19 protein-coding genes and 1 other RNA gene are annotated in these 23,627 nt (G+C 65.0%); 7 read left to right on the top strand and 13 right to left on the bottom strand.

What is annotated here, in order from left to right; all coding sequences use genetic code 11:
- Nucleotides 1–9: 9 nt before the first annotated feature.
- The 3 genes from fliD to ACREB4_RS07240 all read right to left on the bottom strand — a co-directional run bounded on the left by fliD (nt 10) and on the right by ACREB4_RS07240 (nt 3,515).
- Nucleotides 10–1,479, bottom strand: coding sequence for a flagellar filament capping protein FliD (gene fliD / locus ACREB4_RS07250; RefSeq protein ID WP_431587540.1), 1,470 nt, complete (start codon nt 1,477–1,479; stop codon nt 10–12).
- 100 nt (nt 1,480–1,579) lie between these two features.
- A complete protein-coding gene (locus ACREB4_RS07245; RefSeq protein ID WP_431587539.1) occupies nt 1,580–2,437 on the bottom strand; it encodes a flagellin in 858 nt (285 codons plus the stop codon).
- 229 nt (nt 2,438–2,666) lie between these two features.
- Nucleotides 2,667–3,515 (bottom strand): flagellin, encoded by an 849-nt coding sequence (locus ACREB4_RS07240; protein ID WP_431587538.1) that lies wholly within the window; start codon nt 3,513–3,515, stop codon nt 2,667–2,669.
- 425 nt (nt 3,516–3,940) lie between these two features.
- On the opposite strand from ACREB4_RS07240, the gene ACREB4_RS07235 reads away from it, so the two are divergent.
- A complete protein-coding gene (locus ACREB4_RS07235) occupies nt 3,941–5,818 on the top strand; it encodes a tetratricopeptide repeat protein (RefSeq protein ID WP_431587537.1) in 1,878 nt (625 codons plus the stop codon).
- Nucleotides 5,815–7,341 (top strand): methyltransferase domain-containing protein, encoded by a 1,527-nt coding sequence (locus ACREB4_RS07230; RefSeq protein WP_431587536.1) that lies wholly within the window; start codon nt 5,815–5,817, stop codon nt 7,339–7,341. Before ACREB4_RS07235 ends, ACREB4_RS07230 begins: the two co-directional genes overlap by 4 nt.
- On the opposite strand, the gene ACREB4_RS07225 is transcribed toward ACREB4_RS07230, so the two are convergent.
- Nucleotides 7,342–8,469: a deoxyguanosinetriphosphate triphosphohydrolase gene (locus ACREB4_RS07225; RefSeq protein WP_431587535.1), complete on the bottom strand. Its 1,128-nt coding sequence runs from the start codon at nt 8,467–8,469 to the stop codon at nt 7,342–7,344. It abuts the gene before it with no gap.
- A 163-nt stretch (nt 8,470–8,632) separates the two neighbouring features.
- Here ACREB4_RS07225 and ACREB4_RS07220 point away from each other — a divergent pair, with 163 nt between their 5' ends.
- Entirely contained in the window at nt 8,633–8,911 is a 279-nt protein-coding gene (locus tag ACREB4_RS07220) for a hypothetical protein (protein WP_431587534.1), read from the top strand.
- On the opposite strand, the gene aroB is transcribed toward ACREB4_RS07220, so the two are convergent.
- The 9 genes from aroB to ACREB4_RS07175 all read right to left on the bottom strand — a co-directional run bounded on the left by aroB (nt 8,912) and on the right by ACREB4_RS07175 (nt 21,215).
- Nucleotides 8,912–10,021 carry a 3-dehydroquinate synthase gene (aroB, locus tag ACREB4_RS07215; protein WP_431587533.1) on the bottom strand — a complete coding sequence of 370 codons (1,110 nt, stop codon included), beginning with the start codon at nt 10,019–10,021 and terminating at the stop codon, nt 8,912–8,914. It abuts the gene before it with no gap.
- 76 nt (nt 10,022–10,097) lie between these two features.
- Nucleotides 10,098–10,195, bottom strand: an RNA gene (gene ffs / locus ACREB4_RS07210) — signal recognition particle sRNA small type.
- Nucleotides 10,196–10,217: 22 nt separating this feature from the next.
- Nucleotides 10,218–11,741 (bottom strand): alkaline phosphatase D family protein, encoded by a 1,524-nt coding sequence (locus ACREB4_RS07205; protein WP_431587532.1) that lies wholly within the window; start codon nt 11,739–11,741, stop codon nt 10,218–10,220.
- A 102-nt stretch (nt 11,742–11,843) separates the two neighbouring features.
- Nucleotides 11,844–15,725 (bottom strand): alpha/beta fold hydrolase, encoded by a 3,882-nt coding sequence (locus tag ACREB4_RS07200; RefSeq protein ID WP_431587531.1) that lies wholly within the window; start codon nt 15,723–15,725, stop codon nt 11,844–11,846.
- Between the two features lie 35 nt (nt 15,726–15,760).
- Nucleotides 15,761–17,527 carry an ATP-binding protein gene (locus tag ACREB4_RS07195; protein ID WP_431587530.1) on the bottom strand — a complete coding sequence of 589 codons (1,767 nt, stop codon included), beginning with the start codon at nt 17,525–17,527 and terminating at the stop codon, nt 15,761–15,763.
- A gap of 11 nt (nt 17,528–17,538) precedes the next feature.
- On the bottom strand, nt 17,539–18,225 hold the full coding sequence (locus ACREB4_RS07190; RefSeq protein WP_431587529.1) for a response regulator: 687 nt from the start codon (nt 18,223–18,225) through the stop codon (nt 17,539–17,541).
- Nucleotides 18,226–18,392: 167 nt separating this feature from the next.
- Nucleotides 18,393–19,511 carry an AIR synthase-related protein gene (locus tag ACREB4_RS07185; RefSeq protein WP_431587528.1) on the bottom strand — a complete coding sequence of 373 codons (1,119 nt, stop codon included), beginning with the start codon at nt 19,509–19,511 and terminating at the stop codon, nt 18,393–18,395.
- Between the two features lie 68 nt (nt 19,512–19,579).
- The gene (locus tag ACREB4_RS07180; protein WP_431587527.1) at nt 19,580–20,713 is read right to left on the bottom strand and encodes an SLC13 family permease; all 1,134 of its coding nucleotides are present in this window, start codon (nt 20,711–20,713) and stop codon (nt 19,580–19,582) included.
- Between the two features lie 25 nt (nt 20,714–20,738).
- Nucleotides 20,739–21,215 (bottom strand): hypothetical protein, encoded by a 477-nt coding sequence (locus ACREB4_RS07175; protein ID WP_431587526.1) that lies wholly within the window; start codon nt 21,213–21,215, stop codon nt 20,739–20,741.
- A 251-nt stretch (nt 21,216–21,466) separates the two neighbouring features.
- Between ACREB4_RS07175 and rpsP the strand changes: the two genes are divergently transcribed.
- The 4 genes from rpsP (at nt 21,467) to rplS (ending at nt 23,612) form a co-directional block, all read left to right on the top strand.
- Entirely contained in the window at nt 21,467–21,727 is a 261-nt protein-coding gene (gene rpsP, locus ACREB4_RS07170; RefSeq protein ID WP_431587525.1) for a small ribosomal subunit protein bS16, read from the top strand.
- 5 nt (nt 21,728–21,732) lie between these two features.
- Nucleotides 21,733–22,398: a ribosome maturation factor RimM gene (rimM, locus tag ACREB4_RS07165; RefSeq protein WP_431587524.1), complete on the top strand. Its 666-nt coding sequence runs from the start codon at nt 21,733–21,735 to the stop codon at nt 22,396–22,398.
- A 16-nt stretch (nt 22,399–22,414) separates the two neighbouring features.
- The gene (gene trmD / locus ACREB4_RS07160) at nt 22,415–23,179 is read left to right on the top strand and encodes a tRNA (guanosine(37)-N1)-methyltransferase TrmD (protein ID WP_431587523.1); all 765 of its coding nucleotides are present in this window, start codon (nt 22,415–22,417) and stop codon (nt 23,177–23,179) included.
- 79 nt (nt 23,180–23,258) lie between these two features.
- Complete coding sequence (gene rplS, locus ACREB4_RS07155; protein ID WP_431587522.1) at nt 23,259–23,612, top strand: 50S ribosomal protein L19; 354 nt, start codon at nt 23,259–23,261, stop codon at nt 23,610–23,612.
- Nucleotides 23,613–23,627 lie beyond the last annotated feature (15 nt).

Raw genomic sequence — 23,627 nt, 5'->3', positions numbered from 1 at the left:
ACATTATTGTTAACTGCTGCTGCTGTTAAGCGAGTTGATCATCTGCGACACGTAGTTGCCTTGGCTGGACAGCCCCGCCATGATCGTGTCAAGTGCGGTGTACTGGGCCTTCAGTCGCTTCTCGTACAGGTCGACACGGTTCTGCAAGCTTTCTTGCCGGGCACTGTTGTCGGTGATCGACTGGCGCAGGCCGCTGGTTCGCGAGGTGATGATGCCTTCGCTGCCCAACAGGTTGTCGCTCAGCACCCGCAAGCGGGTCATGATGCCGTCCTTGGTCGAATCGACCGAGTCCGAGTTCATGAACATTTTCTTGACCTCGGTCAGGTTGCCCAAGGCGCTGGTCAGCTTGGTGCTATTGACCTTGACCGTGCCATCGGTTTGGATTTCCAGACCTACCGACGACAGGGTCTTGAAAGTTCCGGAGGCGTCCGAGCTGCTGCCCAGGATGGAACGGAACTGGTTCTGCACGCTCAAGGCTCCGCTGTCGCCCTGCAGGGTGCCGGCACTCTTGGTGGCCTCGTCGTACTTGGTGTTCGATTTCACCAGGCTGGCCATGGACGAATACGCGGTGGCGAAATCCGTGATGGCCTTGGTGATGGCCGCAGTGTCCTGGCTGACCGTGATGTTGATCGGGCCGGTGGTGATGGTGGGCGGGTTGCTCGTCACCTTGCTCAAGGTGATCGTCAGGCCCGAGACCACTTCGCTCAGCGTGTTCGTGGCCGACTTGACGGGCACGTTGTTGATCGTGGCCATCGCATCCGACGCAGGCTGGCTCAGGTTCGTGCCAGCGGTCGTGTTCGCGGGATCGTAGGCCAGGGCCGACAGACCGGCGTCGTTCGCGTTGTCGCCATCGTTGTCGGCCGCCGTGATGCGGAAGCCATTCGCCTCGCCCGTGGTGGCCGATTGCATGACCAGGCGCGCGCCCGACGAGTCGGTGATGATCGAAGCCTTGACGCCTGAATTGCTGCTGTTGATCTTGTCGCGGATATTGGCCAGGGTGTCCGTGGCGGCGACATTGATGGTGACCGGCGTGGCCCCTGACTTCCCGGTGAAGCTGTTGCCGGCGCCCCAGGTGCCCAGCTCAAGGGTGAGGGTGCCTTCACCGAGGGTGCTCGTGGCAGAGGCCAGCGAGGTCTTGGTGACGGTGGATTGCGGTTTGGCCAGCGCGGTCACGTCCACGGCATAGGTGCCCACCTGGGCGCCTGCAGCGGTGGTGGCGTTCACGGCGGTGGCGTCGGCAGAGGCGGCGGCCGTGCTGCCCCACAGTTCGGACGACGTCAGCTTTCGCGCGGCGTCGCGCACGCTGGACACGGCGGACTGGATCTGGCCATAAGCCGAGATCTTGGTTTGCAGTTTGTCGGAGGCGGTTTGCAGGTTGACGATCGGCTGGCTTTCCAGCGCGACCAGTTTGCTCACGATTTCGTTGGCCTGCAGGCCGCTGCCGATGCCAAGGGAACTGATGCTACTGGTGGTTGCCATGTGTTGCTCCTTCAGCCCACGAAACGTCTCAACCAGTCACACGACGTGGCTCGACACAGGTGTATCGGCACCAGCTGCCGCGAACTTGAGCCCTCAGGCATCAGCCTTGCAGCAGCTTGAGCACCTGCTGGGGCAGGGCATTGGCCTGCGCGACCATGGCATTGCCGGCCTGTTGCAGGATCTGGGCGCGTGACATGGCGGCGGTTTCTGCGGCAAAGTCGGCGTCCATGATGCGGCTGCGGGCGGCGGTCTGGTTCTCGGCGGACACCTGCAGGTTCGAGATGATCGCGTCGAAACGGCTTTGCGTGGCACCGTAGACAGCGCGTTCGCTGTTGATGCGGTCCAGGGCGCCGTCGATCGCGTTGATCACGTCGCCCAGCGTGGTGGTGGTGGACGTGCTGTCGATCACGACCGGAGTGCCCCCGACGCCCCCAGTGACGGCCACGATGCTCGCATCGGCCGTCATGTCGGTGGTGCTGATGGTGATGATGTCGTTGGCCGTGGTGTTGGCCCCGATCTGGAAGTCTTGCGCGGCATCGGTGGCCAGGATGGGCTTGCCGTTGAAGGTGGTGCCGGCGGACACACGGACGATTTCTGCGGACAGTTGCTGGAATTCCTTGTTCAGCGAGTCGCGATCGCTGTCGCTGTTCGAGGCGTTGCGCGCCTGAACGGTCAGTTCCCGCATGCGCTGCAGGGCGTCACTGATCTTGCCCAAGGCACCTTCAGCCGTCTGCGCCAGGGAAATACCGTCATTGGCATTTCGCGCTGCGACATTCATGCCCTTAATTTGCGAGTTCATTCGCTCGGCGATGGCCAAGCCGGCGGCATCGTCCTTGGCGGAGTTGACGCGCAAGCCCGAAGACAAACGCTGCATCGACACAGACAGCGAGGTCTGCGACATGTTCAGATTCCGCTGGGCGTTCAGCGAATTCAGATTGGTGTTGATCGTCTGGGCCATGGGGCACTCCTGAGAAATCCTGTGACTCCCGGCGCGCACGCCGGCCTGCTAGAAAGCTGGCCAAAGATGCTGTTTGAAAAGCTTTGACCTGTAGCCCCGATTGTTCTGGAGAGTTGAAGCGGCCAATCGAAGGATGTGAGGAGGAAAAAGGGCTCAAATCAAAAGAAAAAGCCACCCGAAGGTGGCTCCTGTGGAACGCAGGGGCGAAGCCCCTCTTTTGCGACCTGGATCAGCGCAGCAGCGACAGCACTTGCTGGGGCAACTGGTTGGCCTGGGCGATCATCGCGTTGCCAGCCTGTTGCAGGATCTGGGCACGGGACAGGTTGGCCGTTTCCGTGGCGAAGTCGGCGTCCATGATGCGGCTCTTGGCGGCGGTCTGGTTCTCGACCGAGACTTGCAGGTTCGAGATCACCGAATCGAAGCGGTTTTGCGTGGCACCGAACACAGCGCGCTCGGTGTTGACGCGGTCGATGGCATCGTCGATGTTGTCAATCACGGTGGCCAGGTCATCGACCGTGGTCGTGCTGTCGATGATGTTGGTCGTGTCGGTGGTCACGGCGATGATGCTGGCATCGGCCGCCATGTTGGTGGTCGAAACTTCGATGACGTCGTTTTCGGTCGTGTTGGCGCCGACTTGGAAGGTCAGGTTGTCGGCGTCGCTGCCGATGATGGCCTTGCCGTTGAAGGTCGTGCCACCCAGAACGCGCTGGATTTCCTTCGACAGTTGTTGGTATTCCTTGTCCAGCGAATCCTTGTCGCCGTCGCTGTTGGTGGCGTTACGGGCTTGGACGGCCAGTTCACGCATGCGTTGCAGCGATTCACCGACCTTGCCCAGCGCGCCTTCAGCGGTTTGAGCCAGGGAGATGCCGTCGTTGGCGTTGCGCACCGCGACGTTCATGCCCTTGACTTGGGCAGACATGCGTTCGGCGATGGCCAGACCGGCGGCGTCGTCCTTGGCAGAGTTGACGCGCAGACCGGAAGACAAACGTTGCATGGACGTGGCCAGCGACATTTGCGAAGAAGAAGTGTTGCGCTGAGCGTTCAGCGAGTTCAGATTGGTGTTGATGATGGAAGCCATGGTGTACTCCTAAGGTGAAAAAAGCTGGCGGAAAAGCGCCTAACAAGATTGGTGCAGCGATACAGCTGCTGCAGCTCGCCTGCCCGACGCTAGTCAACCGCATTGCCCGAGTGGCTTGGCCACCTGAACCATCGGCCGGCTAACCGGACCACGTGCCTACTTACTGGATGATCTGAAGGCCGTTGAATTTGTTATCGGATCGTGCTGGCGGGGACTTGAGTTTTTTTTTGAAAGGGTCTAGGAACTTTTAGATCCGGTGAAATGAGCGCCTTGCGGCTGCCTACTTCGGGTGCTGGTTTCCAGGCTTCTTTCTAGACTGCGGCCTCATGGCTATTCACCAGAAACCCGTCAAAACTCCGAACAAGATCCATAACGGCCATCCGGCCCAGGTCTTGAGGCTCGCCCATCAAAATTGGGAGTCGGGTGTGAAATACGCCAAGTCGGGTGACTGGGCCAAGGCACAGGTCGCCTTCGACAAGGCCGTGAAAGGGCAGCCACAGGATGCCCTGTACCTCTTGAATCTGGCCCGCGCGCAGATGAAGAACGATGACCCGAGGCTGGCCCACCTCACGGCGATGAAGGTCCTCGCGCTGGAGCCTGACAATGTCACCGCGGTCGAGATGGCTTGCGAGTCCCTGAACCTGCAGAACCGCCACGCTGAAAGCGCCATGCTGATGCAGCAGTTGCCCCAGCACGTGACGCGCTCGGCGCGGCACTATCAGCTCCTGGGCGAGTCCCTGTTCAATTCAAGTCAATATGAGCAGGCCATCAGCGCCTTGTTCGAAGGGCTGGCGCAGGACATCGGTCATGTCCTGTCCCACTACCGTCTTGGCTTGTCATTCAATGCGCTCGGCCTCAAGCAAGAGGCCATCGAATGCTTTCGCACGGCATTGGCCTTGGGCATGGGCCCGGGCGATCTGGCCGCGCAAGGCCTGCTGACCTTCATCGAGCGCGAGATCTGCTCCTGGCGGCATGCGCGGACCGATCTGGAGGTTCTGCGCGGACTGGCCGCCAAACTACCAGCCGATTCAAGCGCATGGGCGTCCGTGTTCGCGCATGTCACGGTCACGGACGATCCACAAGAACACTTGCGTGTTGCCCGCTCATGCGCGCGCTTCCAAGCCCGCATGGCCGAGCCGTTCGAGCCCTTGACGCCCCGGACCCTGGGCGAACGCTTGCGCGTGGGCTTCGTGTCGGCAGACTTCCACCAGCACGCCACCGCCATCCTGATGGCCGAGGTCTTCGAACACCTGCACGCCGACCCTGGCTTCGAGGTCACCATGTATTCGCATGGTCCGGAAGACGGCAGCCCCATGCGCGAGCGGCTCAAGCGCGCCTGCACCAGGTTCGTCAAAGTTGATGCCTTGAGCGACCTGCAGGTCGCTCAGATGGTGCGCGATGACGGCATCGAGGTGCTGGTCGACCTCAAGGGTCACACACGAGCCTGCCGCCTGGGCATCTTCGGGTACCGCGCGGCACCGGTGCAGGCGAGCTTCCTGGGCTTCCCCGGCACGACCGGGGCCGACTACATGGACTATTTCATTGGCGATGCCGTCGTGTCGCCCATTGATCATGCGAGCAGCTACAGCGAGAAGCTGGCCCTGATGCCGCGCTGTTACCAGCCGAATGACCGCCAACGCGCCAAGCCACAGCCTTGTGCCCGCGCGGAAATTGGGCTGCCGCAGGATGCCTTGGTGCTGTGCGGCTTCAACCAGCCGTTCAAACTGTCACCGGACGTGTTCGATGTTTGGTGCCGCTTGTTGCACCAACTGCCTGATTCGGTGCTTTGGCTCTTGCAGTGGAATGACCAGTCGCCCGCGCAACTGCGCGCCGAAGCCGAAGCCCGGGGTGTGGACCCCAGCCGTCTGTTCTTCGCGCCCCGTGTCGGTGCCAAGGAGCACATGAGCCGCCTTGCACTGGCTGACATCTTCATCGACACCTGGCCTTGCAACGCCCACACCACCGCCAGCGATGCCTTGTGGGCAGGCGTGCCCTTGATCACCTATGCTGGCGAGACCTTTGCCTCGCGCGTGGCCGCCAGCCTGCTGAACGATGTCGGGCTGCCCGACCTCGTCACCACCACCCTGGCCGATTACGAGACCCGGGTGGTGCAACTGGCCACCGACCCGGCCCGGCGCCAGTCGATCCGGGACCACCTCGTCCAGGCGCGCGAAACCGCGCCCCTGTTCGACAGCCACGGCTTCACGCAAGACTTCGGCCGCCTGCTGCGGGCCATGGCCGAGCGTTGGTCGCAAGGCCTGCCTTGCGACCACATCACCCTCACCGACGGAAACGCACCATGACCCAGCTTCCCCACATCCACCTGTGCATCGTCCAGCCCAGTGGCTATGTGCACTCGCTGGGCTTCCTGGACCAAGCGCGGTACTTCCGCCACCAGTTTCGCCGCATGGGCGCGCACGTGAGCCTGGCAAAAAACCGCCTGCGGCACGACGCGGTCAACTTCGTCTTTGGCGCGCACCTGGGCTTCGACGCCACGCTGCGCCAGCGCTACAGCTGCATCTTCGTGAATCTGGAACAGCTGGGGCAGGGCGGTGCGCCCGTCTCGCGCGACTACCTGCAGTTGCTGGCCGGCTCCGCCGTGGTCGATTACGACGCCGACAACGTGGCCGCCTATTCATCGCACGCCGATGACGTGCCGCTCGTGCCTTTCCTCTATGCGCCCTATGTGTCGCAAGTTGAGTTCCTGCCGCTGGAGGACCGCCCGATCGACCTGCTGTTCATTGGCAGCATGAACGAGCGCCGCCGTTCGATGATCAGCCGCATCGAAGCCCAGGGCGTAAAGGTCAGCCTGTTCGACAGCCCCCTCTACGGCCCCGAGCGCGACCAGATCATCGTGCAGTCCAAGGCCGTGTTCAACGCGCATTTTTACGCCAGCAGCCGCTTCGAGCAGGCCCGCGTGTCGCACTGCCTGTCGGTGGGCACGCCGGTGATTTCGGAACGCTCGCCGCTGGCCAGGCCGCATGCCGCCTTCGAGAACAGCGTGATCTGGCTGGAGGATGCCCAACTGGACACCTACTTCGCCGAGCAGTTCTGCACACCCGCTTTCTACGAGCAGGCCATCCAGGGGCTGGTGAACTTCCAGGATGCCGACCCCCTTGAGGCCTACGCCGACCTGCTGGCCTTCGCCGCCGGTTATGGCCGCACGCACCAGCAGTCACGCCCACACGAGGCCTGGCAACCGAGCCGCATCAACCTGGGCTCGGGCAAGGACTACAAGCCGGGCTGGCTGAACATCGATGTGCTCGACCGCGCCCAGCCCGACCTGGTGCTGGACCTGGGCCGGCCGGTCACCTGGCCCGTGCAGGCCGCCACGCCTTATGGTGGCCCGGTCTGCCTTCAGGCCGAGAGCGCCGACACGGTCTACGCCAACAACGTGCTGGAGCACGTGCCCGACCTGCCGGAGCTGATGGGCAACTGCCTGAAGCTGTTGAAGACCGGCGGGCGCTTCATCATCGAGGTGCCCTACGAACACGCCGCGACCGCCTGGCAGGACCCCACGCACCTGCGTGCCCTGAACGAGAAATCCTGGCTGTACTACACGGACTGGTTCTGGTACCTGGGCTGGTTCGAGCACCGATTCACGCTGGACCAGTTCACTTACCTGGACGACAAGCTCAAGGAATGCGGCCGCGAGAAGGCCGCTTTTATGCGCGTGGTGCTGACCAAGGTGGTGACCACGATGAAGGAGCGAACGGCGGCCCGCGTCATGCGCGCCGACTTTGCGCTCCCCGACGACCTGCCCATTGGCGATCAACCCGTGGCCGCGGAGCCCCTGCACCCGCACGCCGCGGGTCTGGCCGCCTGATCAGAACAACCGCTGCCCCGTGAGCCGTTCGTGCTCGCGGATGGCGAAGCGGTCCGTCATGCCGGCGATGTAGTCGGCCACGGACCGGTGCAAGTCCTCGCGCTGGGCGAAATCCAGCTGCATCTCTGAGGGCTTCTCGACATAGGCCGCGAACAGTTCGGCGATCACCTGCTTGGCCCTGACCGTCGTCTCGTTGACCTGCGGGTGCCGGTACAACTCCTTGAACAGAAACCGCTTGAGCTGTGTGCTGGCTTCCCGCATGGGCTGGCTGAAACGCACCAGCGACGGGCACAGGCGCGCGGCGCCGGCCGAGGTGGGCGCGTGCTCGGTGATGGCATCGCGCGTGGCGTCGATCACGTCGTAGACCTGCTGCGACAGCATGCGGCGGATGGTGTCGAACAACAGCCGCCTGCCCTTGACCTCCGGGAACTCCGACAAGGTCTCGTCCCTGAAGCGGGTGAACAACGGTACGTCTTCCAGCTGCTCAATGGTGATCAGGCCCGAGCGCACCCCGTCGTCGATGTCGTGGGCGTTGTAGGCGATCTCATCGGCCAGGTTGCACAACTGCGCTTCCAGGCTGGGTTGCGTGCCTTGCAAAAAGCGGTGGCCGATGCCCTTGGGTTCGCGCGCTTCCAGCAGTTCGGCGTTCTTGCGGGAGCAATGCTTCAGCACGCCTTCGCGGGCCTCGAAGCTCAGGTTCAGGCCATTGAAGGCGGGGTAGCGTTCTTCCAGTTCGTCGATCACCCGCAGTGATTGCAGGTTGTGCTCGAAGCCGCCATGGCCGCTCATGCACTCGTTGAGCGTGTCCTGGCCCGCATGGCCAAAGGGCGTGTGGCCCAGGTCGTGTGCCAAGGCAATGGCCTCGACCAAGTCCTCGTTCAGGTCCAGCGATCGGGCGATGGAACGCCCCAGCTGCGCCACCTCCAGCGAATGCGTCAGGCGCGTGCGGAACAGGTCCCCCTCGTGGTTCAGGAAGACCTGCGTCTTGTAGACCAGGCGCCGGAAAGCCGTGCTGTGCACGATGCGGTCGCGGTCGCGCTGGTAGTCATTGCGCGTGGGGGCGGGTGCTTCCGCGTGCCGCCGGCCTTTGGACTGGTCGGGGTGAGAGGCATAAGGCGCTAACCACATGAGCTTTTGATGCGAGAGCCAAGGATTCCAAATCTTAGTGTCTTTGTGCAGGAATCACTGAACACTTCATTCATCCGCCAGCGCGTGACCCCGTTGGCGCCCGGGTTGGGGCAAGCTGGCGTCTTACCGTTTTTCCGTGGCTGAAGCATGAAGGAGTCTGTTCATGAAGCACGTGGTCATCGCCGCTGTCCTGGCTGCCTGCGTGGGCTCGTCCTTCAGCAAGGAACAGTCGCCAGCGTGTGCGGCGCTTCAGAGCGCCAAGGAAGCCTCGACGGCTGGCAAGAAGTTCGAGCAATACCGATTGGTCACCAACGAGGGTGAACAACTGATCACGACGCCCGAGCAAGCCATCGAACTCTGGGCGCCGCTGTGCCAACGGCCGCAGCCCGCAGGAGGCAAGCTGGGCGTGTCCAGCAAAGCCGCCGCTCAGAAATCCGGTTGATCAGGCCGTGTGCGCCGCGATGACCTCGCGCACCATGGCGTCAGGCGCGGGCCGCATGCTGGCGGTGCCCAACTGGTTGATCACCACGAAGCGGATCTCGCCGTCCTCGGCTTTCTTGTCGACGCGCATCAGTTCGATGTAGCGGTCGGCGCCCAGGGCCGGGCCCACCACAGGCAGGCCGGTGCGTTCGACCAAGTCCTTGATGCGCAGCGAGGTGGCCTGGTCGATCAGACCCAGTCGGGCCGATAAATCAGCCGCCATCACCATGCCGCAGCCCACGGCCTCGCCATGCAACCATTCGCCATAGCCCAGGCCGGCTTCGATGGCGTGGCCGAAGGTGTGGCCGAAGTTCAGGATGGCGCGCAGGCCGGCTTCCTTTTCATCCTGGCCGACCACCCAGGCCTTGATCTCGCAGGAGCGGCGGATGGCGTGGCGCAAGGCGGCGCGGTCGCGGGCCAGCAAGGCGTCGAGGTTGGCTTCCAGCCAGCTCAGGAATTCGGCGTCGGCGATGGGCCCGTATTTGATGACTTCGGCCAGGCCGGCCAGCAGCTCGCTTTGCGCCAGGGTGTCGAGCGTGTCGATGTCGCAGATCACTCGCTGGGGCTGGTAGAACGCCCCGATCATGTTCTTGCCGACCGGGTGGTTGATGGCGGTCTTGCCGCCCACGCTGGAATCGACCTGGGCCAGCAGGGTGGTCGGCACCTGCACGAAGGGCACGCCGCGCATGTAGCAGGCGGCTGCGAAACCGGTCATGTCGCCCACCACGCCGCCGCCCAGGGCGTACAGCACCGTCTTGCGGTCGCAGGCGTGCTCGAGCAGGGTGGTGAAGACCTGGTTGAGTGAAGGCCAGTCCTTGAAGGCTTCGCCATCGGGCAATTCGACCGACAGCACGCGCTTGTGGTGGGCCTGCAGGGCCTGCGTCAGCCTGGCCGTGTACAGCGGGCCCACGGTGGTGTTGGTGACGATCAGCGCCGTGGCCGATTTGGGCAGGCCAGCGTAGGTTTCGGGCCGGCCCAGCAGGTCCTGGCCGATGAGGATGTCGTAGCTGCGGTCGCCCAGATCGATGGCGACGGTGGCCGTGGGTGACGTGCTGGAGGGGATCGATGCCATGAGCGCTGGAGGGTCCTGAAGAAGGTCCCCAGGCCCGCGTCCCAGCCGCGACGCATGGGGCATCCAATCAAAAAAAGGTGACGAGCCTGACCCCGGCACTGGAGGCAAACGGTTAGGGCTGCTTCGTTCCCAATCTGACCCGGTTGGCCGCGCCCCCATGCGGGAAGGCCCGTCACCGACCATTGTAAACGAGGACTCAGAACAGGGTGCGGCAAACCTCGGGCGATTGGGGCAAACCGTGGGCGATGTCTTCCTGGACGAAGCTCACCTGGCCTTGCCAGCGTTCGTTGGGCCGGTGAAAGCGCAGCACGGCAAATCCATCCCCGGGGCGCGGGTACCAGGTGTCCACATGGCAGATCAGTTCGGGGTGTGGGCCTGGGCGGCGCAGGGAGAAGGATTCGCGGGGCACGAAGTCCTCGCGCCGCGAGTTGGCGAAAGGGTAGGGTGCGTACAGGGCGGGGCAGTGCACGGACCAGGCGGTGATGTTGCGCTCGGGCTGGTCGGGGCAAGTGATCGTGATTTCGCACACGCAGCCCAGGTGTTCATCGCCTGAGACGAACACCACGTTCTTGGCCTGTTGCTCCCACAAGAGGCCCAGCAGGTCATGCTGGGCGGCCGGGTAGCCGTCCCAGGCGTCGGAGTGCAGCGCGCCGGCCTCGCTGGCCACGCTGGTGTGCCGGCGTGGCAGCAGCATGGAGGGGCTGGCCACGACCTTGGGCGCCCAGCCGCTGGCGTGTTGGCCCAGCCAGGCCTTCAGGGCGTGTCGCTGGACGCTGGACATGATGCGGGCCTGTCCCAAGGTGCGCGCCTGGCGCCGTTCGCGTTCGGTGCGCGTGTCCATCATGAAGCAGGCGATGGGCCCCTGCTGGAAGTGAGACCAGACCGGCCTGCCCGTCTGATCGGCGCTGCCCCGCAGGTGGGCGAAGTAGGCGGCGAGGCCGTTGTCTCGGACGTGGTTGTTGTCGCCGAACCTGGTGTGCAGCGGGCCGATGGGTGACCAGTTGTCGTGGAATTCGTGGTCGTCTGGCAAGGCGTGCACCATGGGGCCGGCCAGGGCCTGGCGCACCACCCGGCGCGACAGCCAGTGCCGGTAGGGGCCGTGGTAACGGTCATCGACCGCGGCCGGGTCGAACAGGCCGGCGGTGGCGTCGTTGTAGACCTGGTCGCCGACCAGCAACAAGGCATCCAGGTGGGTGTGGCGCCGCCATTGGCCCAGGCGGTGGTAGGACAGGTCGGCGGGGCCGGGTGTCCAGGTGCTGGCGGGCGGCGCGCCGTCGATCATGCCGCTGGCGTATTGGCAACTGGCCACGGCGATGTGGGTGGCGTCGCGGCCTCCGTGGGGCTCGGCCTCCGGCCACCGCGTGTGCCGGGCGGCGACCAAGTCGAGTTGTGCCAGGCCCTGGAAATCGGCCAGGGTCAGCTGCTGGTCAATCGCCTCGGTGATGCCTTGCTGTGACCAGTTCACCGGCGTGGACGCTTCGTCCGTCAACAACAGGGCCGCGCAATGGGTGTGCTGCCGCAGCCAGTCGTCGGGGATGTCAAAGAAGTGCACGGTGGCTGCTCGCGCAGGCCAGGGCCACAGGTGAACGTGCCAGCCGGGCGAATCCGGCGCGGCCGGTGCCACCAGCGCAGCGTACTGGGGGGCGCATTGACCGGGCGCCGATCCCATGGCAACGCGCACCACATCGTGGCCACCTTGGGCGCACTGGTGCAGCACCATGTAGGGACCATGGCCCGGCGATGTGCAGGCGAGCCTCCCTGGGCCCTGGGACGTGTTTTTTGACATGACTGCATGGCGACGACAACAAGCACCGGAGCTTGCTCAATGCAAGAAGCGTGTGATGTGCGGAAAAACGTCGCGGTGGGCGTGCTTTCCCACCAAACAGTCTTGGTGGCCATGGCCAGGAATGGCTTGGCACGTCAGGCGTGCGGCATGGCTGGGGCCCAAACTGTCCACGAAGTCGCGGAACAGGCGCATGCCGGTGATGTCGGACAGGCCGTTCTCCTCGCCGTGCACGTACAGGCAGGGAAAGGTGAACACGGCGGCCATGCGGGCGGGCGTCACATACACCGGCTGGCCTTGCTGGTCGGTGAGGCAGCGCCAGCGCGCGAAATGGATGGCCTGGCTGACCGAGGCCAGGTTCATCGGCCCGAAGTGATCGTCGATGGCGGCCAGCAGGTCGGCCGAGAGGTTCAAGGCGTTGAAGTCCCGCCCGTACAGCGCGTCCATGCGGTGCCGGGTGCCGGTCCAGGGGGTTTCGCGCCATGGTGGCCAGAAGGGATTCTCGACGCTGTATTCCGGGTCGGGGTAGGCCTGGGATGCCAGCAGGCGGTCGAGCAGGGTGTCGGCCAGGGTGGGGTGTTCCGGGCGGAAGTCGAAGCGGCCCAAGGGCATGAACTGGCGCAGGTAGCGCCCCAGGTAGGCGCGCATGACGTTGGCCGGGCTGAACACCACTTTGGGCGCGACTTGAGAGATCACCAGGCGGCGGATGCGCTGCTGCAAGGCGGCGCGCAAGTTGGGGCGCGTGTCGATGGGGTCGGGGCTGGTGGTGGGGGCGCCCAGCAAGGCCATCCACAGCATCGCCGAACCCATGCAGTGGGCCACGATGTCGATCTGCGGATGCCCTGTGGCGCGGGTGATGTGGTCCACGGCTTCGGGGATGTCGTTGTAGGCAACTTCTTCGAAGCTCCAAGGCTGGCTGGCGCTGGGCATGCCGGGGCTGGTGCGCATGTCCAGGATCCAGATGTCGTGGCCTTCCTTCCACAAGGTTTCGGCCAGGTTGGGGCGCACGGCCGGGTGGGCGAAGGTGGTGCCGCTGGCGCTGTAGCCGTGGATCATCAGCACCGGTCGGCCGGTGGTTTGGGCATAGCGGGTGAGCCGGATGCGCACGCCGGGCGGTCCCATGTCCAGTTCGATGATCTCGGGGGGCGGGAGCTGCGGGAGTTGGCCTGGCAAACGGTGGGCCAGTCGAGGCGGCGGCGTGTCGGGTTTGCGGAAGGTCCAGATGTGGGTGTGCAGCAGCACGCGGGTCACCCAGGCCAGCAGGCTGCCCAGGTCGGCCAGGGCATCTGGCATGGTCTCGAAACGCAGCAGGCGCAGCAAGGGCACGCCTTGTTCGGCGAAGTAGGACAAATTCACCTGCAGCGGGATGTCGGCGCCGGCCCAGGGTGGCTGGCCTGGGTGGTGCGTCAGGCTCATGCTGGTCAGTTGCGCCCAGGGGTTGCCGCGCCGTGTGTAGCTCAGGCGCTTGTGTCCCGCCAAGGTCTGGCCCTGCCAGGCCTCCTTGAGTTGCCTGACCCAGGGCGCGTCGTGGTGGGCGGTGGCGTCGAGCGTGCTCAGCGCGTAGTCGAAGCGGCGCACTTCGCCTGCGCGGGTCGCCAGTCGCAGCAGCCCTTTCGCCTTGCCCCAGGCGCCGAGCTTGGCGGCCGACGGTGATGGCGAATCTTTGCCCAGCAAGTGCAGCACGGTGTCCCGCAGTCCGCGGTTGAAGAACCAGGCCCAGCCGGCGCGGGTGGCGCGGGTCCACGGCGCTGAGGCCTCGCGTTGCATGAATCGGAGCTGGCCCGACAAGGGCGCGGACAAGACCACCTGGCCCCATTCGAATGCCGTGGCCACGCGGGATTCCGGGCCCTTGACCAGGGCGAACTCCAGCAGGCTGTGCTGTGGGTCCAGTTCGACCGTGCGGGCCTCGGGATGGGTCCTGAGCAAGGCCAAGGCTTCGACCGGGCGAAAACGCAGGGTCAGGCGCAGGGCCAACTGGTGGTCCGCCGGCCAGGCGGGCTGCATCCAGTCCTTGGGGTTCACCCAGCCATGCAATTGCTCGGTGACTTCGACCGTGGTGGGGGCCTTGTGCCGCGCGGTGGCCGAGTACAGGCTCGACGGCTGGCGGTAGACGCGCGGTGCGGTCACGGGGGTGTGTTGCGCTGGTGCCGGCTCGGTCAACTTCCAGAAAACCCGCAGTCGGTCGATGGCGCGTTGGGCCACGCTGGCGATGGTCAGCGCGGGATTGATGCCCAGCGAGGTGGGGATGATCGACCCATCGAGGACGACCAGGTCCGGGTAGACCTCTTCCCCCGAGCCCTTGAACACCTGGCCCAGGTGGTTGACCACGCCTTGGGTGCCCGATTCGCCCATGGCGCAGCCGCCCAGCGGGTGGGTGCTGATGGCGGGGCCCTTCTGGTCGCCGGTCAAGGCGCTCATGCTGGCCGGCAGGGGTTGCCACAAGGGCATCGGCAGCACCTGGCCTCGGGTGCCCGAGGACTCGGTCCAACGGCGTACTTCGGCCAGTTGCTGCTCGGGTCGCTGGTCTTCGCGCAGGTCGGGCCAGGACACGGTGAGCAGGCCTTCGCCACGGCTCGGGTCCTGCCAGTCGACCATGTCCGGCGGACACAAGCGGCCGCTGGCGCTGTCGTGGCCGATGATGGCCAGCACCTGCGTGTGCCTGAGTGGCTGGTCTTGCAGCACCAGCGGATCGCCGTCGTCCGGGTGGTGCTGGCTCAGGTCGAAACGGTCCAGGTCGTGCAGGGCCTTGGCGGTGGTGAACATCTCGGCGAACAGGCGCTTGAGCGGGCCCGGGATGGCCAGTTCCTGGACCACATGGCCAAGGCCCGGACCCTGCCCCGGCGCCTGTCGCACATCGATCATCCCGGAAATCGTGGGCCCCACCTGGCGTTCGGCCGGATCGTCCTGTTCATCGGCCACGGCGTTGACCGGCGAAGTCTGGCCATGCACGGCGGCGAGCACATCGCCGTTCGTGGAGAAACGCTCGCCCAATCGGCTCGACAGCGCCAGCCCATGGGCCCGTGAGCGCATCAGGATTTCGCACGACCCGAAGGTGCCTGCCGCCAGCACCACCCGCTTGGCCCGGACGGTGAAAGCCTGGTCGGTCTGGGCCGCGAACAGGGGGTGGGTGTGTTCGACCCACACCCGCCATCCACCGCCGGTCAGTGCTTCCACGCGCTGCACGCTGGCCCCGGTGACCAGCGTCGCGCCTCGGTGCCGCGCGGTGTTGAGCAGGGTTTTGTCCAGCGACTGCTTGGCGTTGTGGTTGCAGCCCGTGGCGCAATCGCCGCAACGCTGGCAGGCGGACCAATCCACGGTGATGGGCACCGACCTGAACCGGCCTTCGGAGACCGCCGATCCCCGCGACAAGGCTTCGAGCGCAGCGTGCTTGGTCAGGCGCTGGGAGTCGGCGGGCATGGGCCGCGCGCCAAGCCGCGCCTGCAAGCCGTGCGACAAGGCCACGAGCTGGCTCGCGTCCTGCCTCAAGGCAGTTGGCCAGGCCGCTTGCGCGAAGACGCTGGGCGTGGGCATCTCCATCACCCCCGCGTTGATCAGCGAACCACCGCCCAGGCCATTGGCCACCACGGTGCACACATCCGGGCCCAGGCGCACGTCGAAGAGGCCCGTGCGCAAGCCTTGGGCGCTGGGGCCGCCTGGCGTGGTGAAGCGCACGTGTCCGGGCAGCTCGGACAGGCGCGCGGGAAAGCTGCCTTGTGCATAGGGTTGGCCGCGTTCGAGCACCCACACCCGGCTGGCCTGGCCCGTGTGGCCATCAAGGACGCCGGCCAGCGCGTCCGCCGTCACCGCACCGCCATAACCGCTGCCCACGATGAGCACATCGCAATCGAAGGTGCCAGGTTTGGCGGCGGCACGCTCGGCATGAGGACCATCTTGCCGGGCCATCAACGATTCCAAGCCCATGGAAAAAAGATGCTCGGAAGGATCGGGTGGCATGGTCAGTTTTCTTCTTCGAGTGCCAGGCGGATGGCGTGCAGGAGGTTCTCTGCGGACACGGGTTTGTGCAGCAGCAGCAGGCCTTCTTCTTGCGCCTCGCGCAGCCGGTCGGGCGCGGTGTCGCCGCTGACCAGCAGCGCCGGCAAGCCCGGCTGTTGCTGCCTGAGCTTGCGGATGGCCTTGATGCCGTTTTCCTCGGCGCGCAGGCGGAAGTCCACCAGGGCGATGTCGGGTGGATCCTCGGCGGCCAGTCGAATGGCCTCGTCCGTGCAGGCGGCCAGCGTGACGCGGCACCCGCGCGAGGTGAGCAAGGCCTTCATGGCCGCGCGCACCTCGGTCTCGTCGTCGATGACCAGCATGTGGCACATGGGCACGGCGGTGTCGGCATCGTCGGCCACCGAGGTTGGCGGCAAGGGCGAGGTGGCCGCGTTCAGTTCCAGCGTCACCTGGGTGCCCACCCCGGTCTCGGATTTCAGCGCCACCCTGATGTCCAGCAGCTGCGCCATTCTCTGCACGATCGACAGGCCCAGTCCCAGGCCCTTGGTGCGGTCGCGCTCCGGGTTGTCGAGCTGGAAGAATTCTTCGAAGACCTGCTTCTGGTGCTCGGCCGGGATGCCGCGCCCGGTGTCCTGCACCCGTATCAAGACCCGATCAGGACGGTCGTCTTGATCGAGGAGGGTTTCGGCCGCGAGCCACACCGTGCCGGCATCGCAGTATTTGATGGCGTTGTCCAGCAGATTGCGAACGATGCGGCCCAGGTGCACCTCGTCGGAATGCACGCCCAGGGTGCCTGGGCAGTTCAGCACCAGGCGCAGGCCCTTGCTCTGTGCGAGTGGCGTGAACTCATGGTGCAGTTGCCGCAACAAGGGGGCCAGGTCCATGACGCGTGCCTGCGTCTGGATGATGCCGGCGTCCAGCTTGGACAAATCCAGCAGGCCCGAGAGCTGTTCGCCCAAGGCCCGGATGGCTGTGTTCATGTGGCCGACGATGTCTTGCGCGCGGTCCGACAGGTTCTCGTTGTTGAGCGAGGCGCTGAACAAGGTGAGCGTGTGCAGCGGCTGGCGCAGGTCGTGGCTGGCCGACGCCAGGAAGCGCGTCTTGGCCACATTGGCGTGCTCGGCCGCCTCCAGCGCATCGCGCAGGTCGCGGTTGAGCTCGAACGCCCGCTGGCGCAGGTTCACGGCGCGTTGCAGGGCCTGGTAGTTGCCCCGCGCCAGCGACATCAGCACCAGCAGGTACATCACGATCAGCACCGACATCGAGGTGCCCAGCCAGCCCTGTTGCGCATTGGATGGCACGATGGCCCAGCCCAGTGCCAGCCCGCCCATGACCGGCACGGTGTAGGCCGAATAGATGGCCGTGTGGCCCGATGTGCTGCCCACCGCGCCGCTGGACAAGCCCGCCAGCAGCATGGTCAGCACCGAGCGCTCCAACTCGGTCATGTGCGGGAAGAAGAGCACGCACAAGGCGTGGGTGACACCATTGAGTCCACTCAGCGCGATGGCCTTGTGAAGCGCAGGGCGCAGGGCGCGGTCATCGTCCGGGGGCGGGACCAGCAACTTCCAGCGCAGGATCAACACGCCTGTCACCATCAGCAACCAGGCCATCACCAGCCAGGTCGGATGGCTGCGCATGGCGATCGACATGATCAGCACGGCGGCCAGGAACACTGGCCAGGGGATCAGGCCGACCTGGCGCGCCACCAGGCTCAGCACCTCGTGCTCTGCCGAACGCGGCGGGCTCAAGGGTGCATCGGCCGAAGCTTGCACGCCAGTGTCCATCACACGTCGCGCTTTTTGCGGGGGGCTGGGCGCTGCAGGGTGTCCAGTTGCCGGAACAAGCCCAATTCGTGGGCGCGGTACATCGCTTGGGCGCGGCTGCTCACACCCAGCGTTTGGTAGACCGCCCACAGGTGAGCCTTGACCGTGCCTTCGGCGATGCCGATGTCGCGCGCAATGACCTTGTTGGGCTTGCCCTGCAGCAGGCTGCGCAACACGGCCAGTTGCCGGTCGCTGAAGGTGACCGGTGCGGCCGGCGCTTCGTCCTGGCTGGCCGCCGCAGCGTGGCCGAAACCCGGTGCGCTGACGGCTTTCGGGGGCAGATAGATGCCCTGGTCCAGCACCGTGCGCAGCGCCTCGATGGTCACGTCGGAGTCGGTGTCTTTGGGGATGAAGCCAGAAGCGCCTGCCTGGATGCAGGCGTGGATGGTGTCCAACTCGTCGTCGGCGGAAATGATCACCACCGAGGCGGACTCGAACCGCTGGCGCACGTCGCGCAAGGCGTCGAGGCGGCTTTGGCCGGGCAGGTTGAGGTCCAGCAGGACCAGGTCGAAACCATCGGGGGGGTGCTTGCAAGCGTCTGCGACCCTCGCTGCCTGCACCACTTGATTGTGGGCATCCAGCGAGAGCAGCAGACTTTGCAAACCCTCTCGGAAGAGAGGATGGTCGTCGATGATCAATACACGCATGGTTGCAACTTCTCCAACCCACGGATAGAGGCCACTGACGTTCCCTGAGCAGATGCCTTTTTTGTCGTGAACGGACAGCGTTTGAACAATCCGTTGAACAAAATAGTAACAAGAATCATGCGAGGAAATGGCAGGCTAAACCTCGGTTTAGCCTGCACTGAACGGTTTCAGCGCAGTTGGAGTTCGTCGGCGCCGTAGACCACGTTCAAAGGTTCGATCACGACCTGCTTGGGGCCCTCTTCGACGTGGCCCGCGATGATGGCCGGGATGCCCAACCCTTGCGAGATGTCGACCACGCGTTGCGCGTCGGCGGCCGCCACGTACAGCGCGAAGCCGGCACCCATGTTCAGCGTGCCGTAGGCTTCCTGGTCGTCCAGTTGGCATTCGCGCTGCAGGTAGGCGAGCACGGGCGTCACGGCGGGCACCTGGGTGATTCGGTAGGTGAGTTGCTTCGGGTGGCGCAGCAGTTTGCGCCAGCCGTGGCCGGTGACGTTGGCGCAGTAGTGCGGGTGGATGCCGGCGGCGGCCAGGGCCTCCGTCACGGGCGAGTACAGCACCGTGGGAGCCAGCAAGGCCTCGCCATAGCTTTCGCCGTTGCCGATGTCGGTCAGGTAGCCCTGGGGCAGGCGCTCGGCCAGCTTGCGCGCCAACGACAGGCCATTGGCGTGGATGCCGCTGGACGCCAGCAGCACGATGGCGTCGCCCGCGCCCAGCTTGTCGCCCACCGACAGGCGGGTCTTGGGGCTGATGATGCCGGTGCAGGACGCGGCCAGGTCGACGCGGCCATCGGCCACGATACCGGCCAGCGCAGGCGTTTCACCGCCGCCCCAGGCCACCTGGCAAACGTCGCAGGCTTTTTTCCAGCCAGCCACCAGGGCTTGCGATCGCTCGGCATCGCCGAACCAGTCGGAGCCGCCGGCGGCCCAATAGGCCTGCACCACCAGGGGCGTGGCGCCCACGGTGATCAGGTCGTTCACCGCCATGGCGATCGTGTCTTGCGCGATGCCGTCGTAATAGCTTTTGCCGGTCAGCTTGGCCATGTCGTCGGCCACCAGGGTCTTGGTGCCCAGGCATTCGACGATGCTGGCCAGGTACATCGGGCCCACGTCGACCACGTAGGCCGATTCGCCGCGCGAGGCGCCCACTTCGCTGAAACCATGGCTGGCCAGGTGCACGCCGGTCTGGGCGGCGGCACGCTGCGCGGCCACCTTCAACGGGTCGATCAGGTCGTAGTTGACGCCGGCCTGGTCGTAGGTGAGGGGGGTGGACGGATTTTCAGCAGTCATGGCGCAGCGATGGGAAAGGCAAAAGCGCGATTATCCGGCACTTGTTCAAAACCGCGGCATGAAGCCACTCACCGCATGGTGAACAGCAGCGCGTAGCCCACGGCGGCCACCACCAACAGCGCGGGGATGGCGTAGAGGTGAAAACTCAGCCAGGCCCGGCGGTCGCCGGACAGGCGCAGTGCGATCAGGTTTGCCAGCGAGCCGACCATGAACCCGAAGCCTCCGACGCTCACCCCGTAGGCGATCACACGCCAGTTGTGGGAGTACTCTGCCAAGGCAATCGCCGCGGGGACGTTGCTCACCAACTGGGACGCGACGATGCCCGTGAAGTACAGGTGCGCAGGCTGATCGAGGCCCAGGCTTTGCATCGCATCGCGCACCACCGCCAGCCCAGCGATCAGCCGCAGGTCGATGAACATCAGCACGAACACCAGCAGCAGCCGCCAATCGAGCTGGGCCAGCACGCGCGGGCGCAGCACGAGAAACACGGCCAACACGGCCCCCACTGCAGCACCGGCGTGGTGCATGTCGGTGGCGATCAGGAAGGGGAGGTACAGCGTGAGCGACAGGCCGAGCAGCGTGTGGTCGAGTGGTTCGGCAGCAGTGTCGTCGCGGGCTTGAATTCGCCCGCCGCCAAACGCACAGGCCGTCAGCACCAGCAACAGGATCATCATCAGCGACACCAGCGGCAGCATGTGCCAAACGAACTCGCCGAACGAGACCTTCGACAGTTGCCACAAGAACAGGTTTTGGGGATTGCCGATCGGCGTCAGGGCCGAGCCGGCGTTGACGGCCATGGCCTCGAACACGATCAACTTGGTGGAGGGCATTTTCGCGATGCGGCACATGCCGATCGTCAGCGGCACCACGATGAACAAGGCCACATCGTTCGTCAGCACGGTCGAGAGCAGCGCGGCAGCCGTCACCAAGCACAGGGCGGCTTGGCGCTCGGTCGATAGCCTGCTGATCAGCGCGTGGCCGAGCCGGTGCAGCGCGCCGCTGACCTCCAGGCCTTTGGTGAGCAGCAGCAGACCCGTGAGGGCGGCGATCGTCGGCCAGTCCACGAGCGACGCGTAGGAGCTCACGCGACCCGGCGCGAACGCACTGAGCCATGCCAGGCCGGCGAGGAGAACCATGAGGAAGGTGTCTTCACGCAGACCGCGGAGCAGCTTGGCCAGCCCTGAGGCCACATCGTTCTTCATGTTGGGTCGTTCAAAAGAAGGCCGATCACTGGCTGATCTTCAAGGCCTCGTCGACCTGGTATTCGAAGTAGCGCTGGCCCGAGAACGCGATGGTGGCCATCAGCACCGTGGCGCCCAGCAGCAGGGCCAGGACCACGCCAATGACGGCTGCCCAGCCGCTGGCTGGGGCATCGGGGCTGCCGCGCAGCGAAGGGTTGAAGCGCGCATGCCATTTGTCATCGGCCATCAGGCCATAGACGATGGCCTGCAGCATGGTGTAGGCCACCATGAAACCCAGGATGGGGATCAGCAGCCACGAGAGCTTGTCGTCCTGGCCCAGCTCGGCCACGCGGTGGATGCCCAGGGCGCCGATCAAGGTCGGAATGGGGTGCAGCCAGCCCCAAAAATCGCCAAATCCGTGGAGGTAGAAGCGGTGCAATCCCACCGGTCCGCCGATCAGCGTCACCCACGTGGCCAGGGTCTTGGACTTGTAATTCAGGTCGATCGCGGGGGTGTTTGTCATGGGGCGGCGCCATTGAATGCGCACAAAACGATTTGCTCGGACTATAATGCGCGGTTTTCCAGCATGTGTTTTGCCCGGCGGTTCGCTGTCACGGTGTGTCTCGGGCAAGGCGCGTATCTAAATGTGCTGGAAGGATCAAGGTGTCGGCCCAGGTTTTGTCCAAGATGGACAGCTCAGGCCGGCCGACAGGTCGCCGGACCCCGAGTGTCTCCCGGGAAAGGCAGCCGCCCCATTCATTTGAAGGACACATCATGGTCGTGATTCGACTTGCTCGCGGTGGCTCCAAGAAGCGCCCCTTTTTCAACATCGTTGCCGCTGAAAAGCGCAACCGCCGTGACGGCCGCTTCCTGGAGCGCGTGGGTTTCTACAACCCTGTGGCTTCCGGTCAAGCCGAGTCGCTGCGCGTCGCTTTCGACCGCGTCGAGCACTGGGTGAGCCACGGCGCACAAGTGTCGCCCACCGTGGAACGCCTGTTCCGCGAAGCCAAGTCCAAGGCTGCTCCGGCCGCTTGATTGGCATGAACGATCGCGCGGCGGCGCCCTCTGCAGGGCTGGACGATGACATCGCCTGGCCCGAGGACGCGGTCGAAGTCGCGCGCATCGGCGAGGCCTGGGGCATCCAGGGTGGATTCAAGGTCCAGCCTTTTTCGGGTGATCCTCAGGCCCTGTTCTGCACCAAACGCTGGTTTTTGCGCCCCGCTGAAGTTCAGCCGGGCGCGGTTGCACGTCCTGGTGCGTCGGCTGCCACCGCAGCCCCTGCCGCCAAGGCCCCGGCCAAATCCGGTGCGCCCGCCGCGGTGCGCCTCAGTGCCCCCCGCACACTCAAGATCAAGCATGCCCGCGAGCAAGGTGACGGCATCGTCGCCACTGCTGATGGCATCACCGACCGCAATGGCGCCGAAGCCCTGCGTGGCGCGCGCGTGTTCGTGTCGCGTTCCGCCTTCCCGACACCCGATTCCGACGACGAGTTCTACTGGATCGACCTGATCGGCCTGACCACGGTCAACCGCGAGGGCGAAGTCCTGGGCACCGTCGCCGACCTGATCGACACGGGCCCCCACAGCGTGTTGCGCTGCGTGGACGAGGCTGGCGTCGAGCGTTTGATCCCTTTCGTGTCGGCCTACATCGACAGCGTCAGCTTGGCTGACAAGCGCATCGTGGCCGATTGGGGCCTCGACTACTGAACAAGGCGGCACGCTCGTGCGCTTTGACGTCATCACCCTGTTTCCCGAGTTGTTCGCGCCCTTCCAGTCGGTGGGCGTGACGCGCCGCGCGTTTGAAAACAAATCGGTTGATGTGCGCCTGTGGCCGCTGCGCGATTTCGCGGAAGACACCTACCGGCGCGTGGACGACCGCGCCTATGGCGGTGGCCCCGGCATGGTCATGCTGGTCGAGCCCTTGGGCAAAGCGCTGGCCGCCATTCAGGCGGATCAGGCCGCCCAAGGCTTGTCGCCCCTGCCGGTGGTCCTGTTCAGCCCGGCTGGCAAGCCCCTGACCCAGGCGCGTGTGCAATCCCTGGCGCAAAGCGCTGGGGCTGTGCTGCTGTGTGGACGCTACGAGGGCATCGACCAGCGTTTCATCGATGCCCATGTGGACGAAGAAGTCAGCCTGGGCGACTACGTGTTGTCGGGTGGCGAGTTGCCGGCACTGACCCTGATCGATGCCGTGGCCCGATTGCAGCCCGGCGTGCTGAACGATGCAGCCTCGCACCAGCAGGACAGCTTTTCCGATGGTTTGCTGGACTGCCCGCACTACAGCCGCCCTGAAGTGCTGGCCATCAATGGGGTCGATCGGCCCGTGCCCGAGGTGCTGATGTCGGGTCACCACGCCCACATCGCGAAGTGGCGGCGCGAGCAGCAACTGGCGATCACGGCCCGCAGGAGGCCGGAATTGATCGAAATCGCCCGCCAGTCTGGCGCGCTCAGCAAAGAAGATGAGCGCTTCCTGAAAACTTTCCTGCTATAATCGCGGTCTTTTCCCCGATCCTCTATCTGGCCCGCCACACTGGCGACTGTGCGCAGACACGATCACTTAGGAGTTATCCATGGATCTGATCCAGCAGCTTGAGCAAGAAGAAATTGCTCGCCTGAACAAGACCATCCCCGTGTTCGCCCCTGGCGACACCGTGATTGTCAGCGTCAACGTCGTTGAAGGCACCCGCAAGCGCGTGCAGGCTTACGAAGGCGTCGTGATTGCCAAGCGCAACCGCGGCCTGAACAGCAGCTTCATCGTGCGCAAGATTTCCAGCGGCGAAGGCGTGGAGCGCACGTTCCAGCTGTACAGCCCCCTGATCGCCACGATCGAAGTCAAGCGCCGCGGCGACGTCCGCCGTGCCAAGCTGTACTACCTGCGTCAACGCAGCGGCAAGTCGGCTCGGATCAAAGAGAAGCTCGCTTAATTTCAGCGACTCCCT

Source organism: Aquabacterium sp. (assembly GCF_050725395.1).
Classification (GTDB): Bacteria; Pseudomonadota; Gammaproteobacteria; order Burkholderiales; family Burkholderiaceae_C; genus Aquabacterium.
The sequence above is the reverse complement of the archived record's forward strand: the minus strand, read 5'-3'. Positions and strand labels throughout refer to the sequence as shown.

Bases quoted from the DNA above. Each gene is read 5' to 3' on its own strand.
- fliD (WP_431587540.1), bottom strand. From the start codon at position 1,479: ATGGCAACCACCAGTAGCATCAGTTCCCTTGGCATCGGCAGCGGCCTG.
- ACREB4_RS07245 (WP_431587539.1), bottom strand. From the start codon at position 2,437: ATGGCCCAGACGATCAACACCAATCTGAATTCGCTGAACGCCCAGCGG.
- ACREB4_RS07240 (WP_431587538.1), bottom strand. From the start codon at position 3,515: ATGGCTTCCATCATCAACACCAATCTGAACTCGCTGAACGCTCAGCGC.
- ACREB4_RS07230 (WP_431587536.1), top strand. From the start codon at position 5,815: ATGACCCAGCTTCCCCACATCCACCTGTGCATCGTCCAGCCCAGTGGC.
- ACREB4_RS07225 (WP_431587535.1), bottom strand. From the start codon at position 8,469: ATGTGGTTAGCGCCTTATGCCTCTCACCCCGACCAGTCCAAAGGCCGG.
- ACREB4_RS07220 (WP_431587534.1), top strand. From the start codon at position 8,633: ATGAAGCACGTGGTCATCGCCGCTGTCCTGGCTGCCTGCGTGGGCTCG.
- aroB (WP_431587533.1), bottom strand. From the start codon at position 10,021: ATGGCATCGATCCCCTCCAGCACGTCACCCACGGCCACCGTCGCCATC.
- ACREB4_RS07205 (WP_431587532.1), bottom strand. From the start codon at position 11,741: ATGGTGCTGCACCAGTGCGCCCAAGGTGGCCACGATGTGGTGCGCGTT.
- ACREB4_RS07200 (WP_431587531.1), bottom strand. From the start codon at position 15,725: ATGGGCTTGGAATCGTTGATGGCCCGGCAAGATGGTCCTCATGCCGAG.
- ACREB4_RS07190 (WP_431587529.1), bottom strand. From the start codon at position 18,225: ATGCGTGTATTGATCATCGACGACCATCCTCTCTTCCGAGAGGGTTTG.
- ACREB4_RS07185 (WP_431587528.1), bottom strand. From the start codon at position 19,511: ATGACTGCTGAAAATCCGTCCACCCCCCTCACCTACGACCAGGCCGGC.
- ACREB4_RS07180 (WP_431587527.1), bottom strand. From the start codon at position 20,713: ATGAAGAACGATGTGGCCTCAGGGCTGGCCAAGCTGCTCCGCGGTCTG.
- ACREB4_RS07175 (WP_431587526.1), bottom strand. From the start codon at position 21,215: ATGACAAACACCCCCGCGATCGACCTGAATTACAAGTCCAAGACCCTG.
- rpsP (WP_431587525.1), top strand. From the start codon at position 21,467: ATGGTCGTGATTCGACTTGCTCGCGGTGGCTCCAAGAAGCGCCCCTTT.
- rimM (WP_431587524.1), top strand. From the start codon at position 21,733: ATGAACGATCGCGCGGCGGCGCCCTCTGCAGGGCTGGACGATGACATC.
- rplS (WP_431587522.1), top strand. From the start codon at position 23,259: ATGGATCTGATCCAGCAGCTTGAGCAAGAAGAAATTGCTCGCCTGAAC.